Raw genomic sequence first — 14,551 nt, forward strand, 5'->3', positions numbered from 1 at the left:
TCAGCCGCGCAACTGGAACCACGTGGTCTTCAGGTGCGAATACTTGTCGAACGAATGCAGGGACAGGTCCCGCCCAAAGCCTGACTGCTTGCCACCTCCGAAAGGCACTGTCACATCCAGCGCATCCACAGTATTCACCGACACCGTACCGGCCTTCAGTGCACGGGCAACGCGGTGGGCACGGTTGAGGTCATCGCTCCAGACCGAGGCCGCCAGGCCGTAAATGCTGTCATTGGCCAGGCTGATGGCCTGCGCCTCGCTATCGAACGCACTCACGGCCAACACGGGGCCGAACACTTCCTCACGGGCCAGGCTCATCTCGGCGCCCACGTCGGCAAAAATCGTCGGTTCGATGAAGTTGTCGGAGCCACCAATCGTCAGCCGTTGCCCGCCGCAAACCAGGTGTGCACCTTGCGCTTGCGCCTGGGCGATGGCACGAGCGACCCGGCCGGTCTGCTCGGCATCGACAATCGCGCCCGCACGGCTGGCCGGGTCCAGCGGATTGCCCGGCCGCCAGTGGCGCGCCTTGGCTTGCAGGCGCTCGAGGAACTCATCATGGATCGAGCGCTGCACATACAGCCGGGCGTTGGCAGAGCACACCTCGCCCTGGTTGAAGAAGATACCGAACGCCGCCTTTTCCGCGGCCAGGTCCAGGTCCTGGCAGTCGGCGAACACCAGGTTCGGACTTTTACCGCCGCACTCCAGCCATACCTGCTTGAGGTTGGACTGCGCCGAGTACTGCATGAAGTACTTGCCCACCTGCGTGGAGCCGGTGAACACCAGGCAATCGACATCGGGGTGCAACCCCAAGGCGCGGCCAGCGGTTTCGCCAAGCCCTGGCACCACGTTGAGCACACCCTCGGGCAGCCCGGCTTCCAGCGCCAGTTCGGCCAGGCGCAATGCCGAGAACGGTGACTGCTCGGCGGGCTTGAGCACCACGCTGTTGCCGGCTGCAAGCGCCGGGGCGAGCTTCCAGGCGGCCATGTCGAGGGGGAAGTTCCAAGGCACCACCGCGGCGATCACCCCCAGGGCCTCGCGGGTGATGGTAGCCAGGACATTGCCGGCAGTCGGCGCCACCTGATCGTAGAGCTTGTCGAGCGCCTCGCCATACCAGGCAAACACATGGGCCGAGCCTGGCACGTCGATGTTGTAGGCATCCATGATCGGCTTGCCCATGTTCAGCGTGTCCAGCAAGGCGAGCTCCTCGCGGTGGGCGATGATCAGCTCGGCCAGGCGCTGCAGCACCTTCTTGCGCTCGGCCGGGGCCATTCGCGGCCAGGGCCCCTGCTCGAACGCCTTGCGCGCCACGCTCACGGCCAGGTCGACCTGCGCCTGGCCGCAGCAAGCAACGCGGGCCAGCACCTGGTTGGTGGCCGGGTTGATGGCATCGAACGTCGCACCATCGGTTGCACTGACCTGGCGGCCGCCGATCAGGGCCTTGTCCGGCAAGCCGAGACCTGCCGCACGCTGCTGCCAGTATTGAAGATCGTTCATGCACACTCCTGACGACCGTTCTGCGGTCCGTTGTTGTTGTCTGGCTGGCATTCTTGTCGTAGCCGGGCGGGTGGCGAAACGAGCTTTTTCCTGCCTTCTGGCGAGGAAAAAATTAGCCCTGGATAGGCACCAGGCCCCGTGGGACCTGGGCGTCAAGCTCCCCCGAAAGGGTGATTTCGACCGCCCCCGGAGTATGGGAGCATTCGACCCGCCCCACCTCCAGGCCCTGCCCCTGAACAACTCCCTAACCAGTATCGAGCCCGCTCGCGTACTGCGGCGCCCTGCATCCCCTTTCAGGAGTTAGCAATGCATACAACAACAAATACAGCCCCTGCCCTTGCCCCTCACACCACCGGACACAGCGCTGCACCTGGCCGCTTCCGAAAATCCATGAGCATGACCGCGCTGGTGCTTTTCGGCCTTGCGTACATGGTCCCGTTGGCCGTCTTCACCACCTATGGGCTGGTCACCCAGATGACCAAGGGCCACCTGCCCACCGCCTATATGCTGACCCTCGCCGCGATGCTGCTGACCGCCTACAGCTATGGCCGCATGGTGCAGGCGCACCCTTACTCCGGCTCCGTCTACACCTATACCCGCAAGGCCTTCGGCAGCCACTTCGGCTTCATTGCGGGGTGGACGCTGTTGCTCGACTACATCTTCCTGCCGCTGCTCAGCTACCTGCTGATCGGCATCTACATGTCCGAGTACTTCCCTGCGGTGCATGCCTGGGTGTGGGTCGCCGGGTCGATTGCCCTGGTGACGTTTCTGAACTTGATCGGCATCGAGTCCATCACCCGGGTCAACTGGATCCTGGTGGTGGTGCAATTGCTGTTCATCGTCGTCTTCGTTGCCTTGTCGGTGCGCAACCTGACCACGCAGCCCGCGCCGGTTTCACTGCTCGCGCCGTTCCATCATGACGGGTTCAGCGTACCGCTGATCATGACCGGCGCCGCCGTCCTGTGCCTGTCGTTCCTGGGTTTCGACGCGGTCTCTACAATGGCGGAAGAAACCACCAACCCGACCTCGCGGATACCCATGGCAATCCTGGCGGTGTCGGTAATCGGTGGGCTGCTGTTTCTGCTGGTGTCGTACTTCGCCCAGCTGGTTTTCCCGGAGTGGGCCAGTTTTGCCGACCCGGACTCCGCATCGGTGGATGTCATGCGTCGGGTGGGGGGCGAGTTCCTGGTAACGGCCTTCACCGCCACTTATGTCGCCGGCTGCTTCGCCTCGGCGATGGTCTCCCAGGCCAGCGTTTCGCGGGTACTGTTCGCCATGGGGCGCGACGGCGCCTTGCCTAAGGTGTTTGGCCAGCTGGTGACGCCCAAACGTGTGCCGGCAGCGGCGATCATGCTGGTCAGCCTGCTGTCGCTGGTCGCCTTGTTCATCACCCTGGACACGGTTGCCAACATGATCAGCTTCGGCGCGCTGTTCGCGTTCTCGGCGGTGAACCTGGCCGTGGTCAAGCACTACCTGGTGGACAGCAGGCTGCGCGGCACACGCAACTGCCTGCTGTATGGCGCCGTACCGGCACTCGGGTTTCTGAGCACGATCTGGCTGTGGACCAGCCTGTCGAGCCTGTCGTTCACCATCGGCCTGTGCTGGATGGGCGTGGGGTTCGTCTGCCTGCTTGGCCTGACCCGTGCGTTCCGCGTGAAGCTGCCGGAGTTGCAGATGGCCGAGTAAGCCGCCTTGCATTGATAGGCCCGCCACATCAATGCATGCGAACTATGCACTTATCATATCAATGACCCTGCCGCACCATGCTCCCCCAATAAGAACCGTGCGCCGTGTCCCTCCGGCGCACGTCACAAAAGCGGTGTGGAGTACAGGCAATGACAGCAACAACACCCTCCGGACGCTCGCGGGCCAGTGCGATTTTCCGGGTAACCTCGGGTAACTTCCTCGAGCAGTTCGACTTCTTTCTCTTCGGCTTCTACGCAACACAGATCGCCGCGGTGTTCTTCCCTGCCAGCAGTGAATTCGCGTCCTTGATGATGACCTTCGCCGTATTCGGCGCAGGCTTTTTGATGCGCCCGCTGGGTGCCGTACTGCTCGGTGCCTACATTGATGAAGTAGGCCGGCGTAAAGGCCTGATCGTCACGTTGTCGATCATGGCCAGTGGCACCATCCTGATCGTGCTGGTCCCCGGCTACGACACCATTGGCCTGCTTGCACCGGCGCTGGTGCTGCTCGGGCGCCTGCTGCAAGGCTTCTCGGCGGGTGCCGAACTAGGGGGCGTTTCGGTCTACCTGGCTGAAATCGCCACGCCCGGCAACAAAGGCTTTTTCACCAGCTGGCAGTCGGCCAGCCAACAAGTGGCAATCATCGTCGCCGCCGCCTTGGGCTATGCCCTGAATCAATGGATGGCGCCCGCCATGATTGCCGATTGGGGCTGGCGTATCCCGTTCTTCGTCGGCTGCATGATCGTGCCGTTCATCTTCCTGCTGCGCCGCAACCTGGAAGAGTCCGAAGAGTACGCCGCGCGCAAGCATCGCCCAGCCATGCGCGAGGTGTTCCGCACCCTGCTGCAACATTGGACCACCGTGCTCGCCGGCATGCTGATGGTCGCGCTGACCACCACCGCTTTCTACCTGATCACCGTGTATGCCCCAACCTTCGGCAAGACCGTGCTGCACCTGAGCACCGCTGACGCCCTGCTGGTAACGCTGCTGGTGGGTGTGTCGAACTTCATCTGGTTGCCGCTGGGCGGCGCGTTGTCCGACCGCATCGGGCGCCGCCCGGTCCTGATTGCCATGACCCTGCTGGCCCTGTCGACCGCTTACCCGGCACTCACCTACCTGGTCAATGCGCCAAGCTTCGGCCACATGTTGCTGGTGCTGCTGTGGCTGTCGTTCATCTACGGCCTTTACAACGGTGCGATGATTCCTGCGCTGACCGAAATCATGCCGATCGAGGTCCGGGTGGCCGGCTTCTCGCTGGCCTATAGCCTGGCCACCGCAGTATTTGGCGGCTTCACCCCGGCGATTTCGACCTTCCTGATTCAATACACCGCAGACAAGGCCGCCCCCGGCTACTGGATGACCTTCGCGGCGCTTTGCGCGCTGTGCGCGACACTGTTCCTCTACCGCCGCTCAAGCGGTCGCCTGCAACCTGTCATGCCTTGAGCGGGAGCACGAACATGCGCACGTTATTGCAAAGCCTTGCGCTGCTGGCCGGTGCAGGCCTGGCCACGCTGGCCCAGGCGGAACAGATCAAGGTGATGACCTCTGGGGGCTTCACGGCCGCGTACCAGGCGCTAGGCCCCCGCTTCGCCCAGGCCAGCGGCAACACGCTGGAAACCACGCTTGGCCCCTCGATGGGCCAGGCCCCCGAGGCCATCCCCAACCGCCTGGCGCGCGGCGAGCATGCCGACGTGGTGATCATGGTGGGGTATGCGCTCGATGAGCTGATCAGGCAAGGCAAGGTCGACCCCGCATCGCGGGTGGAGCTGGCGGACTCCCGCATTGGCGTGGTAGTACGCGCCGGCGCGCCGAAGCCGGATATCAGCTCCGTGGAGGGGCTGAAACAGGCGCTGCTTGCGGCCAGGTCGGTGGCGTATTCGGACAGCGCCAGCGGCGTGTATGTGCAGAACCAGTTGTTCAAGCGCCTGGGCGTCGATGCGCCACTCAAGCACACCGCCACAATGGTGCCTAAAGTGCCGATCGCCTCTGTGGTTGCAAACGGTGAGTACCAACTGGGCCTGCAGCAGGTCAGCGAGCTGCTGCCAGTGCCGGGTGTGAGCTTTGTGGGCAAGCTGCCTGAAGCGGTGCAATCGGTGACCCGCTTTGCTGCGGGCATCCCGGTCGATGCACAGCACCCGGGCCAGGCCCGTGCTTTGCTCGATTACCTGGCCTCGCCTGCGGCCCAGGCCACGGTGCAGGCCACAGGGCTGGACTCGGTCAGTCGCTGACGGCGGTCTTCATCTCCACCACCAGTCGCTCCAATGCCATCGCCGCCGGGGTCAGTGTCCGCCCCCGGCGCTTGATCAAGCCGACACTGCGCATCACCTCGGGGTCAGTCAGTGGCACCCGGGTGAGGATCGGGTGCTCCGCCGCCGGCATCGCCATCAACGGCACGGCAGCCACCCCAAGGCCGGCCTCCACCAGGCCGATCATGGTGGTCACGTGGCGCGTTTCGCAGATGCTCTGGCGCTCGGGCACGATGCCACTGAGCGCCTGGTCGAGCAGGAACCGGTTGCCCGAGGTCTTGCCCAACGAAATGTAGTCCTGCTGGTAGAACTCCTCCCAACTGACGCTGCTGCGCCCGGCCAACGGGTGATCGCGCCTGCAGGCCACCACGTAGGCCTCCTGCACCAGGGGCTCGAACTCCACGTCGGCTTCCAGGGTGCCCATGAAACTCAAGCCGAAGTCCGCTTCGCCATCGACCACCGCGCTCAGCACATCGTGGGCGCTGGCGTCCAGCACCCGCACCTTGATACGCGGAAACTGCCGATGGTAATGGGCGATCACCCGCGGCATGAAGTAGTACGCTGCCGAGGGTACGCAGGCGACGGTGACCTGGCCCAGCCGGGTCGAAGCGACTTCGCTGATGCCCAGCAGTGCACTGTCCAGGTCATCCAGCAACCGCTCGACACTGGGCATGAAACCACGCCCGGCCTGGGTCAGGCTGACTTTACGGGTGGTGCGCTCGAACAGCCGGACGCCCAGCGCATCCTCAAGCTTTTCGATGCGCCGGCTCAACGCCGGCTGCGAGATCCGAACGGCCTCGGCGGCCTTGCGAAAGCTGCCGTGATCCACCACTGCCCGAAACGCCTGCAGGTCGTTGAGATCGAAGTTGATGGCCATGGCGCGCACTCAAATACCAGCGGATTGATGCACGCATTTTATGAGTCCGCACAATTAATGCAAAATGTTACAGCACCCCCGAAGAGGATCCGCTGCCATGTGCCGGCCTTCCTCGACGGACCTGTCGCGGATTGTCTATGATCCGGACTTGAACGTTTCAGCATGTTTCAGTAAGGATCCAGATGTCTGTTCAGGAATTACCACCGGTAGCCGTTTCCAAAGGCGCTATCGGCAAGATGGAAGCGGCCATGGCGTTGGGCAGCTTCGCCATTGGCACCGGCGAGTTCGCAATCATGGGGCTGATGCCGGATATTGCCAGCAACCTGCAATTGAGCGAGCCGCAGGTAGGCCACGCGATCAGCGCCTACGCACTGGGCGTGGTGGTCGGCGCCCCAGCGCTGGCCATACTCGGCGCCAAGCTGCTGCGCAAGCACATGCTGCTGCTGTTGATGGCGTTGTATGCAATCGGCAACCTGGCCACGGCATTCGCCCCTTCGTTCAGCGGCCTGGTGGCCTTCCGCTTCATCAGTGGTTTGCCCCACGGCGCCTACTTCGGCATTGCTGCCGTGGTGGCCTCGAGCATGGTGCCCAACAATCAGCGTGCGGGGGCTGTGGCCCGGGTGATGATGGGGCTGACCCTGGCGATGCTACTGGGCAACCCGGTGGCCACCTTCCTGGGGCAGCATTTCGGCTGGCGCTCGGCCTTCGTGCTGGTTGGGTTGATTGCCCTGTGCACCATTGCGCTGGTGTGGCGCTTCGTGCCACAGCGCCGTGATGAAGCGCGCAGTGACCCGCGCAAGGAGCTGCAGGCCTTTACCCTGCCCCAAGTGTGGATGGCGCTGGCCATCGCCGCCATCGGTTTCGCTGGGATGTTCTGCGTCTTCAGCTACCTGGCGCCGACCATGCTGCAGGTGACCCAGGTTTCCCCGCAATGGATCCCCTTTGGCCTGGCTGCCTTCGGTGTGGGCGGCATCATTGGCAACATTGCCGGAGGCAAGCTGTTTGACCGCCTGCAGTTCCGCGCCGTTGGCATTGTGCTGGTGTGGTCGACAGCGGTGCTGCTGTTCTTCACGTTTGCCGCGCACTCGCTGTGGAGCATTCTGCTGGGGATCGGCCTGGTGGGCACCATGATCGCGTTGGCCGCACCGTTGCAGATCCGCCTGATGGACATTGCCCACGAGGCACCAAGCCTGGCGGCCGCATCCAACCACGCCGCATTCAACCTGGCCAATGCGCTGGGGCCGTGGTTTGGCGGCATGGCCATCAGCGCCGGGCTAGGCTGGACCAGCACCGGCTACATCGGCGCAGCAGCGGCATTGGCCGGCCTGGGTATCTACCTGGCGGCGCGGCGCATGAAAGGCGGCCACTAGACGCCTTTCGCCCTGGCTGGGGCGCCGCTGGCGCCTCGGCTACCGACCAGTGTTCAGCGCATTGTGCACTGTTCATCGCCCGCTCAATAACAGGGCATATTTTTCACAATTTCCTCACTCGCTTACTACCATGTCTGCGGTAGAATCGTCTCGCACTTCTATTGCCGCGTTTAAATAAACACTTCAATTCAACATGAGATAATTTTAATAAAGGCATGCCCATAGCCTCATTAACTTTGTTTCATATGAAATCTGCCTCCCACCAATTGTAAGTTCCCTCTAAAGGCGTGGACAATCGCCCTCGCTCAACGCTGCAAGCCAGGGTTTCCATGCCTTGGCGCGATCCCATAGGGTTTTGCACCAGGCGCTTTGAGCTTTTTGAAAAATATACCGGGCAACCTCAAAGGTTTGCTCCGCCTGTGCCTTCGTCTCGAAGACAAGTCCGATAAACTTTTAGAGGAAGTTTATGAACGCGCCAGCCCCACTGATCACCTTTGATCAAGAACATATTCTGCTTACCGGCGCTACCGGCTTTCTTGGCGGCTCGGTGGCCGCACAGTTGATCGCCAATGGCCGAGGGGCCGACCTGCGGTTTCTGGTGCGCGCCGACAGCCGCGAACAAGGGCTCATGCGCCTTCGCGACAACTTGCGCCAGCACGGTGTGGCCGACAGCGACTGCCAGGCGCTGAGCGCTGAGCAGATCATCTGCGGCGATTTCCTCGACACGGGCTGGATCGCCCAGGAGCTGCCGCGCCTGATGCAGATCGATCGGGTCATCAACTGCGCTGCGGTGGCGTCATTCTCGAAAAACCCAACGATCTGGCCGGTAAACGTCGAAGGCACCTATGCCTTCGCGGAGGCCATGAGCCGCTCCCCACGCCTAAAGCGCTTCCTGCATGTTGGCACGGCGATGAGCTGTGGCCCGCAGCAGCAGTCGCCGATCAGCGAGTCGTGGGAGTTTCCGGCCGCCGAGCAGCAACTGGTGGACTACACCGCTTCAAAAGCCGAAATCGAGCGGCGCATGAGCGACCAGTTGCCGCACCTGCCGTTGGTGGTGGCGCGCCCGTCCATTGTCGTGGGCCATCGCACCCTTGGCTGCCAGGCTTCGGCGAGCATTTTCTGGGTCTTCCGCATGGGCTTCGCCCTGGAAAGCTTCACCTGCGAACTGGACGAGCAGATCGACGTCATCCCCGTCGACTACTGTGCCGAGGCGCTGATTGGCCTGACGCTCAAGCCACAGCTTGAACACAACCTCTACCACATCTCTGCCGGCCACCAGGCGGCCTGCACCTTTGCCGAGATCGACCGGGCATTCGCCCAGGCCAATGGCGCAGCGCCTGTGGGCGAGCGTTACCGCAAGGTCAACGTCGATGACCTCAAGGCCCTGGCCCAGGATTTCGAAGCCCGCATCGGCCCCGCCAACCCGCGCCTGGTACTGCGTGCCCTGCGCCTGTACAGCGGCTTTGCCGACCTCAACTACCTGTTCGACAACAGCCGCCTGCTGGAGGAAGGTATCGCCGTGCCACCGCGGTTCACCGATTACCTGGATGTGTGCGTGAAATCTTCCACCGGTGTCAGCATCGCTACCCAGATGCAGTGGGACTTCAAGTAGCGATCGTGTTATTGGGTTGGCCGTTCCCCCAGGCCTGCTCATTCACAAGATTCGCCGGCCGCTGTCCGGCCAGTGCGCTCAACAGGTTCTCCACCGCACACCGTGCCATGGCCTCGCGTGTTTCCTGCGTGGCTGAGCCAATGTGCGGTGTGGCCACCACATTGGCCAAGTGCAGCAGCGGCGAGTCCACTGGCAAAGGCTCCTGCACGAACACATCCAGCCCAGCGGCACGGATGCGCTGTTCACGCAGGGCGTCGATCAGCGCCCGTTCATTCACCACACGCCCGCGCGCGATGTTCACCAGGATCGCCTCGGGCTTCATCAGCGCCAACTCTCGCGCCCCAATCAACTCTTCAGTGCTACTGCTCAGCGGCACGGTCAGGCAAACGAAGTCCGCCTCACTCAACAATGCATCGAGGCTGCGGTACTGCGCGCCATGGCGGGCGTCGACCTCTGGCTTGGGCCGCGAACTGTGATAGAGCACCCGCATACCGAAGCCCGCCGCGCCGCGCCGTGCCAGCGCCTCGCCAATGCGGCCCATACCGACGATGCCCAACGTCTTGCCATGCACATCACACCCAAAGTGCGACGGCCCCAGGTTGGCTTGCCAATGCCCATCGCGTACCCAGTTGGCCAACTCCACCACCCGCCGTGCACTCGCCAAAATCAGGGCAAAACCCGTATCGGCCGTGGTCTCGGTCAGCACATCGGGCGTGTTGGTCAGCAACACGCCACGGCGCGTCAACTCGGCGATGTCGTAGTTATCGACCCCGACCGACACGCTCGACACCACCTGCAGCTGCGGCGCCAGGTCCAGCAGGCTGTGGTCCAGCCGCAGGCTTGCGCCCAACAGCCCGTGGGCGCCGGGCAGCGCATCGCGCAGCCGTGCCAGCCCGTCTTTACCGGTGGTGTCGACGTAGGTGACCTCAACGTGCTGGTGCAGCCGCGCCAGCAACGCGTCGGACAAACGCTTGTAAAGGACGATCCGCTTTTTCATGGCCAGTTTCCTATGGGTTCATTGCCAGGCGCTGGCGGCGGCGCTTGGCCTGGCCAGGTGCCTGAGCGGTTTTCAGAATGGCCGTGAGCGCCACTGCCGTCAGCAGCGCCCCCGACATGAACAGGTACGAAGCACCGGGCCCGCCGGTTGCCCCATTGAGGTAACCGACCAGCCACGAACCGCCGAACGAGCCCAGCGCGCCCATGCTGTTGATCAACGCCATGGCCCCGCCAGCAACGTTGCTCGGCAGAATCTCCGGCACGATGGCGAAAAACGGCCCGTAAGGGGCGTACATGCAGGCCCCGGCCACGACCAGCAGCGCGTAGGACCACCCGAAGTGCTCGGTGCCCAGCGCATACGAGCCATAAAAGGCCAGCGCGGCCACCAGCAACGGCGGCCAGACGAAGCGCTTGCGTTTTTGCAGCCGGTCCGAGGCCCAGGACACGCCGATCATCGCCAGCACTGCCGCCATGTAAGGCACCGACGCCAGCCAGCCGGCTTGGACGATATCGACGTTGGCCGCCTGTTTGAGAATCGACGGTAGCCACAGCACGAAGCCATACACACCGATGCTCCAGCAAAAGTACTGCAGCGACAGGACGATGACCTGCGGTGAGCGAAACGCCTCGCGGTAATTCTTCACCGGTTTGATGCCTTGTTGTTCAGCGGCAAGCGCCTGTTCCAGCCGGGCTTTTTCCTGTTCGCTCAACCAGCTCACCTGGGCTGGGCGATCGTCCACCAGACGCCACCAGATGAACGCCCACAACACCGCAGGCAGGCCCTCGATGATGAACATCCAGCGCCAGTCGAATTGCTTGATCAGGTAACCGGATACCACCGACATCCAAAGGATGGTCACCGGGTTGCCAAGCATCAGGAAGGTATTGGCGCGCGAGCGTTCGGCACGGGTAAACCAATGGCACAGGTACACCAGCATCGCCGGCATCACAGCGGCCTCGACCACGCCCAGCAGGAAACGGATACCGATCAACACGTACACATTGCTGATCATCCCGGTCAGGGTGGCCAGGCCACCCCAGAGGATCAGGCTGGCGAAAATCAGCCTCTTCACACTGCGCTTTTCGGCGTAGATCGCCCCCGGTACCTGAAAGAAGAAATAACCGAGGAAAAACAGCGCCCCGAGCAGCGAGGACAGCGCAGGGGTGATCTTGAGGTCATCAGCCATGCCCGAGGCAGCGGCAAAGCCATAATTGGCACGGTCCAGGTAGGCCAGGCTGTAGGTGACGAACACGATCGGGATGATGTACCACCAACGGCGTGGCGCGAGGCTTGTCGATTGCATGACTGTTTCTCCTGAGCTTGTTGTTTTTGTCGCAACAGGGCCGGCGTACCGGCGATCAGACGTTCAGGCACTTCTGCGCAGTTCGTGCGCCTCCAGCTCGTGGCGCAGCGGCAAGCCTTCCATGTCGCCCGGCGACTGCACGGCGCGGCTGCCGCACCAGTTGCCACGCACCACCGCCTCCGCCAACGGGCGGCCTTCGAGCAACGCGCTGACGACGCCAACGGCAAAGGCATCGCCTGCACCTACGGTATCCACAACGTTCACCACCGGTACCGGCGCCACCTGCCCTTCGCCACGGGCATTGCGGTAGTAGGCGCCCTCGCCGCCCAGCTTGATCACCACATGTTCCACGCCACGGTCGAGGTAGAACGCCGCAATGTCAGCCGGGGTTTTCTGGCCGCTCAGCAGGCGGCCTTCGTCAAGCCCGGGCAGCAGCCAGTGTGCCTTTAGCGCCAGCGCGTTCACTTCACGCACCATGCTCCCGTGGTCAGGCCACAGCGACGGGCGTAGGTTGGGGTCGAAAGAAATGCTGCGCCCGGCTGCGCGCATGCCCTCCACCAGCGCGTGGGACAGCGCTCTGCAGCCAGGCGACAGCGCCAGCGGAATGCCGGTAGCGTGCAGGTGGCGGGCCTTGAGCAACGCTGGGGTGAGCTGCGCCACTGAAAGGTGGCTGGCCGCGGAGTGGCGGCGGAAATACTCCACCACCGGGTCACTGCCATCGTCGCAACGGCCCTTGAGCTGAAACCCCGTGGGATGGCGGCCATCGACCTCGACGCTGCTGCAGTCCACCCCTTCCTGGCGCAGGCTGGCCAGTACGAAGCGGCCCAGCGAGTCATCGCCCACCCGGCTCAACCACCGTACCCGAAAGCCCAACCGGGCAAGGCCGATGGCCACATTGCTGTCGGCACCGGCAATGCGCTTGGTGAATCCGCCCACGCTGGCCAGATCGCCCACCTGCTCGGCTACGAACATGGCCATGGTCTCGCCGAAACACAGCACATCATGCTCAGGCATGGCTCACCTCCTTGCTCAGGCCAAGCCTGGCCAGATGCGCGACCTGGTCGCGGGTCAACGCCAGCAAGTCATCGCTGACCAGCGGATATTCCACGGCGCGCACCAGCCCAGGGGCAAACGCTTTGAACATTTCGCCCCAGGCTGCCAGGTCCGCAGCACGGGGCGCCACGGCGACCAGGCGCCCCGACGCTTCGCACTGCACTGCCTTGCAGTGCACGTAGCGTACCCAGCGGCCGAGCTGCCGGGCGGCCGCAGCAGCCGACTCGCACTGCCAGTGCCAGTTGCCGATGTCGAAGGTCATGCCCAGCGCCAGCGCCTGTGCGTCAACCTGTTGGAAAAAGTGCAACAGCGGCGCGATGCGACCGCCATGCCGAGTCTGGTCGTTCTCGACCAACAGCACCGGGCCGTCGGCGTTGAGCCATGGCTTCAGGGAGGCGACGTCGCAATGGGGTTGGTAGTGCCCCAGGGACACCTTTAGCGCCACGGCGCCCAGCGCCTTGGCCAGCGCCAGCTTGGCAGGCAGGCGTGGGTCTGGCTGGCCCGCTGGGGTCCAGAGCTCCAGGGGGGATGAATACAGGCATTCCAGGCCAGACGCCTGAATTGCCGCAGACAGTGCGGCGGCGTCCGGGGCCTCGTCGAACAGCTCCTCGCGCAATTCGACACGCGCCACCCCAGCGGCTGCGAGCAGCCCCAGGAAGCTTGCCTGGCCACGTTGCCGGACCACGCTGGCACCGTAACTGGAAAGGCTGATGGAAACGGGGTTCTTGTGCATTGTTATTGTCCTGATGAAACCGGTTTCATTTTCGTGCGCAGCAACGACCCGCGATGCTGCACGCCGTTTATTCACGTAAGTGGGTAGAACCTCGGATGATCAATTCGGCCTTGAAATCGATGCGCCGCGCAGCCCCGTGCTCGCCACGCAAACGGCCGAGCAAGCACTCGAAGGCTGCCGCGCCGATGCGTTCGGTCGGCTGTGCCAGTGCCGTGATGCCGCTACCGACCAGCGGGTACCAGTCCAGCTCATCCAGGGCGATCAGACCAACGTCCTGGAACAGGTTGCAGCCTGCGTCATGCAACAACCGGGTGACCGCAAGCGTAGCAACGCCGTTGAAGGTGAAGATGGCTTGAGGGCCGTGGCCGTTGCTGTCGAGAAAGGTACCGAGCCTGGCTGGCAGGTCGGCATCTATTTCCAGCAGTTGCTGGCGCATGCCGGCACGGCGGCTGATCGAGGTGGTGAATGCCTGTACCCGCGCCAGCCGGGAACTGGTGCCATCGAGCAGTTCGGTGACGGCAAGGATGTCGCGGTAGCCACGCGCCTGCAGGTGGTCCAGGGCTTGTTCGATGGCATCGGCGTTGTCCAGCCCGACCAGGTCGGCCTGAAGCTCCGGCAGTTGCCGGTCCACCAATACCATGGGAATGTCGCGTTGCAGGTTGAGCAGTTCGCCAGGGTGACGACCGAGGGTATTCACGATCAGGCCCTCGACGTTGTACGACTGCAAGGCCGCCAGGTGATGGCGTTCCTGCTCGTCATCGCGGTTGGTGTTGCACACCACCAGGCTGTAGCCGTGCTGGCGACAGGCGGTTTCGACACCGTGCATCACCGCCACTGAATAGGGGTTGAGGATGTCCGCCACCAGCATGCCGATCAGGCGTGTCTGGCCGCGCTTGAGGCCTCTGGCCATCTGGTTGGGTCGATAACCCAGGCGTTGGATGACCGCCTCCAGGCGCTTGGCGGTCGCCTCGGCGAGCAGCTGGCGGTCGCCGCCGATGTAGCGGGACACCGTGGCCTTGGATACGCCAGCGACGCGTGCCACTTCGCTGATGGTCACCCGCTCGCGGGGATGGGCAGGCACGTCGGTCATGGCGGATCCCTTGTGATTGTTATCGGTGCCGATGAATGAAACCGGTTTCAATACACCAAAACCCAAGCCTTTCGTCATCTACCGTTCGTCG

The 14,551-nt window shown here is 63.3% G+C and carries 12 protein-coding genes; 5 read left to right on the forward strand and 7 right to left on the reverse strand.

Translation table 11 applies throughout. The annotated features are described in order from the left end of the window. The gene (locus APH34_RS12645) at positions 1–1,494 is read right to left on the reverse strand and encodes an aldehyde dehydrogenase (RefSeq protein WP_054901363.1); all 1,494 of its coding nucleotides are present in this window, start codon (positions 1,492–1,494) and stop codon (positions 1–3) included. A gap of 306 nt (positions 1,495–1,800) precedes the next feature. On the opposite strand from APH34_RS12645, the gene APH34_RS12650 reads away from it, so the two are divergent. The 3 genes from APH34_RS12650 (at position 1,801) to APH34_RS12660 (ending at position 5,407) form a co-directional block, all read left to right on the forward strand. Continuing rightward, complete coding sequence (locus APH34_RS12650) at positions 1,801–3,180, forward strand: APC family permease (RefSeq protein ID WP_054901364.1); 1,380 nt, start codon at positions 1,801–1,803, stop codon at positions 3,178–3,180. A 149-nt stretch (positions 3,181–3,329) separates the two neighbouring features. After that, a complete protein-coding gene (locus APH34_RS12655) occupies positions 3,330–4,622 on the forward strand; it encodes an MFS transporter (RefSeq protein ID WP_054901365.1) in 1,293 nt (430 codons plus the stop codon). Between the two features lie 14 nt (positions 4,623–4,636). Further along, the gene (locus APH34_RS12660) at positions 4,637–5,407 is read left to right on the forward strand and encodes a substrate-binding domain-containing protein (RefSeq protein ID WP_054901366.1); all 771 of its coding nucleotides are present in this window, start codon (positions 4,637–4,639) and stop codon (positions 5,405–5,407) included. Here the strand turns inward: APH34_RS12660 and APH34_RS12665 are convergent. Continuing rightward, a complete protein-coding gene (locus APH34_RS12665) occupies positions 5,397–6,302 on the reverse strand; it encodes a LysR family transcriptional regulator (RefSeq protein WP_054901367.1) in 906 nt (301 codons plus the stop codon). The two genes, APH34_RS12660 and APH34_RS12665, sit on opposite strands and share 11 nt — an antisense overlap. Positions 6,303–6,484: 182 nt before the next feature. Here APH34_RS12665 and APH34_RS12670 point away from each other — a divergent pair, with 182 nt between their 5' ends. Both APH34_RS12670 and cprA read left to right on the forward strand, forming a co-directional pair. Further along, entirely contained in the window at positions 6,485–7,672 is a 1,188-nt protein-coding gene (locus APH34_RS12670) for an MFS transporter (RefSeq protein WP_054901368.1), read from the forward strand. Positions 7,673–8,138: 466 nt separating this feature from the next. Next, positions 8,139–9,284, forward strand: coding sequence for a cationic peptide resistance protein CprA (gene cprA, locus APH34_RS12675; protein ID WP_054901369.1), 1,146 nt, complete (start codon positions 8,139–8,141; stop codon positions 9,282–9,284). Here the strand turns inward: cprA and APH34_RS12680 are convergent. From APH34_RS12680 to APH34_RS12700, 5 genes are all read right to left on the reverse strand, one after another. After that, positions 9,277–10,281 (reverse strand): D-glycerate dehydrogenase, encoded by a 1,005-nt coding sequence (locus APH34_RS12680; RefSeq protein WP_054901370.1) that lies wholly within the window; start codon positions 10,279–10,281, stop codon positions 9,277–9,279. The genes cprA and APH34_RS12680 overlap by 8 nt on opposite strands. 10 nt (positions 10,282–10,291) lie before the next feature. Next, positions 10,292–11,584, reverse strand: coding sequence for an MFS transporter (locus APH34_RS12685; RefSeq protein ID WP_054901371.1), 1,293 nt, complete (start codon positions 11,582–11,584; stop codon positions 10,292–10,294). Between the two features lie 63 nt (positions 11,585–11,647). Next, positions 11,648–12,598: a sugar kinase gene (locus tag APH34_RS12690; protein ID WP_054901372.1), complete on the reverse strand. Its 951-nt coding sequence runs from the start codon at positions 12,596–12,598 to the stop codon at positions 11,648–11,650. Beyond that, positions 12,591–13,370 carry an AP endonuclease gene (locus APH34_RS12695; RefSeq protein WP_054901373.1) on the reverse strand — a complete coding sequence of 260 codons (780 nt, stop codon included), beginning with the start codon at positions 13,368–13,370 and terminating at the stop codon, positions 12,591–12,593. The genes APH34_RS12690 and APH34_RS12695 overlap by 8 nt, the downstream gene beginning before the upstream one ends. A 67-nt stretch (positions 13,371–13,437) precedes the next feature. After that, positions 13,438–14,460 carry a LacI family DNA-binding transcriptional regulator gene (locus tag APH34_RS12700; protein WP_054901466.1) on the reverse strand — a complete coding sequence of 341 codons (1,023 nt, stop codon included), beginning with the start codon at positions 14,458–14,460 and terminating at the stop codon, positions 13,438–13,440. Between the last annotated feature and the right edge of the window lie 91 nt (positions 14,461–14,551).

The sequence above is a fragment of the Pseudomonas sp. NBRC 111131 genome (genome assembly GCF_001320525.1).
Taxonomy (GTDB): Bacteria; Pseudomonadota; Gammaproteobacteria; order Pseudomonadales; family Pseudomonadaceae; genus Aquipseudomonas; species Aquipseudomonas ceruminis.

What these genes read in the sequence shown, in the direction of transcription:
- APH34_RS12680 (WP_054901370.1), bottom strand. Translation starts at nt 10,281, where the DNA reads ATGAAAAAGCGGATCGTCCTTTACAAGCGTTTGTCCGACGCGTTGCTG.
- APH34_RS12665 (WP_054901367.1), bottom strand. Translation starts at nt 6,302, where the DNA reads ATGGCCATCAACTTCGATCTCAACGACCTGCAGGCGTTTCGGGCAGTG.
- APH34_RS12700 (WP_054901466.1), bottom strand. Translation starts at nt 14,460, where the DNA reads ATGACCGACGTGCCTGCCCATCCCCGCGAGCGGGTGACCATCAGCGAA.
- APH34_RS12690 (WP_054901372.1), bottom strand. Translation starts at nt 12,598, where the DNA reads ATGCCTGAGCATGATGTGCTGTGTTTCGGCGAGACCATGGCCATGTTC.
- APH34_RS12645 (WP_054901363.1), bottom strand. Translation starts at nt 1,494, where the DNA reads ATGAACGATCTTCAATACTGGCAGCAGCGTGCGGCAGGTCTCGGCTTG.
- APH34_RS12650 (WP_054901364.1), top strand. Translation starts at nt 1,801, where the DNA reads ATGCATACAACAACAAATACAGCCCCTGCCCTTGCCCCTCACACCACC.
- APH34_RS12655 (WP_054901365.1), top strand. Translation starts at nt 3,330, where the DNA reads ATGACAGCAACAACACCCTCCGGACGCTCGCGGGCCAGTGCGATTTTC.
- cprA (WP_054901369.1), top strand. Translation starts at nt 8,139, where the DNA reads ATGAACGCGCCAGCCCCACTGATCACCTTTGATCAAGAACATATTCTG.
- APH34_RS12660 (WP_054901366.1), top strand. Translation starts at nt 4,637, where the DNA reads ATGCGCACGTTATTGCAAAGCCTTGCGCTGCTGGCCGGTGCAGGCCTG.
- APH34_RS12695 (WP_054901373.1), bottom strand. Translation starts at nt 13,370, where the DNA reads ATGCACAAGAACCCCGTTTCCATCAGCCTTTCCAGTTACGGTGCCAGC.
- APH34_RS12685 (WP_054901371.1), bottom strand. Translation starts at nt 11,584, where the DNA reads ATGCAATCGACAAGCCTCGCGCCACGCCGTTGGTGGTACATCATCCCG.
- APH34_RS12670 (WP_054901368.1), top strand. Translation starts at nt 6,485, where the DNA reads ATGTCTGTTCAGGAATTACCACCGGTAGCCGTTTCCAAAGGCGCTATC.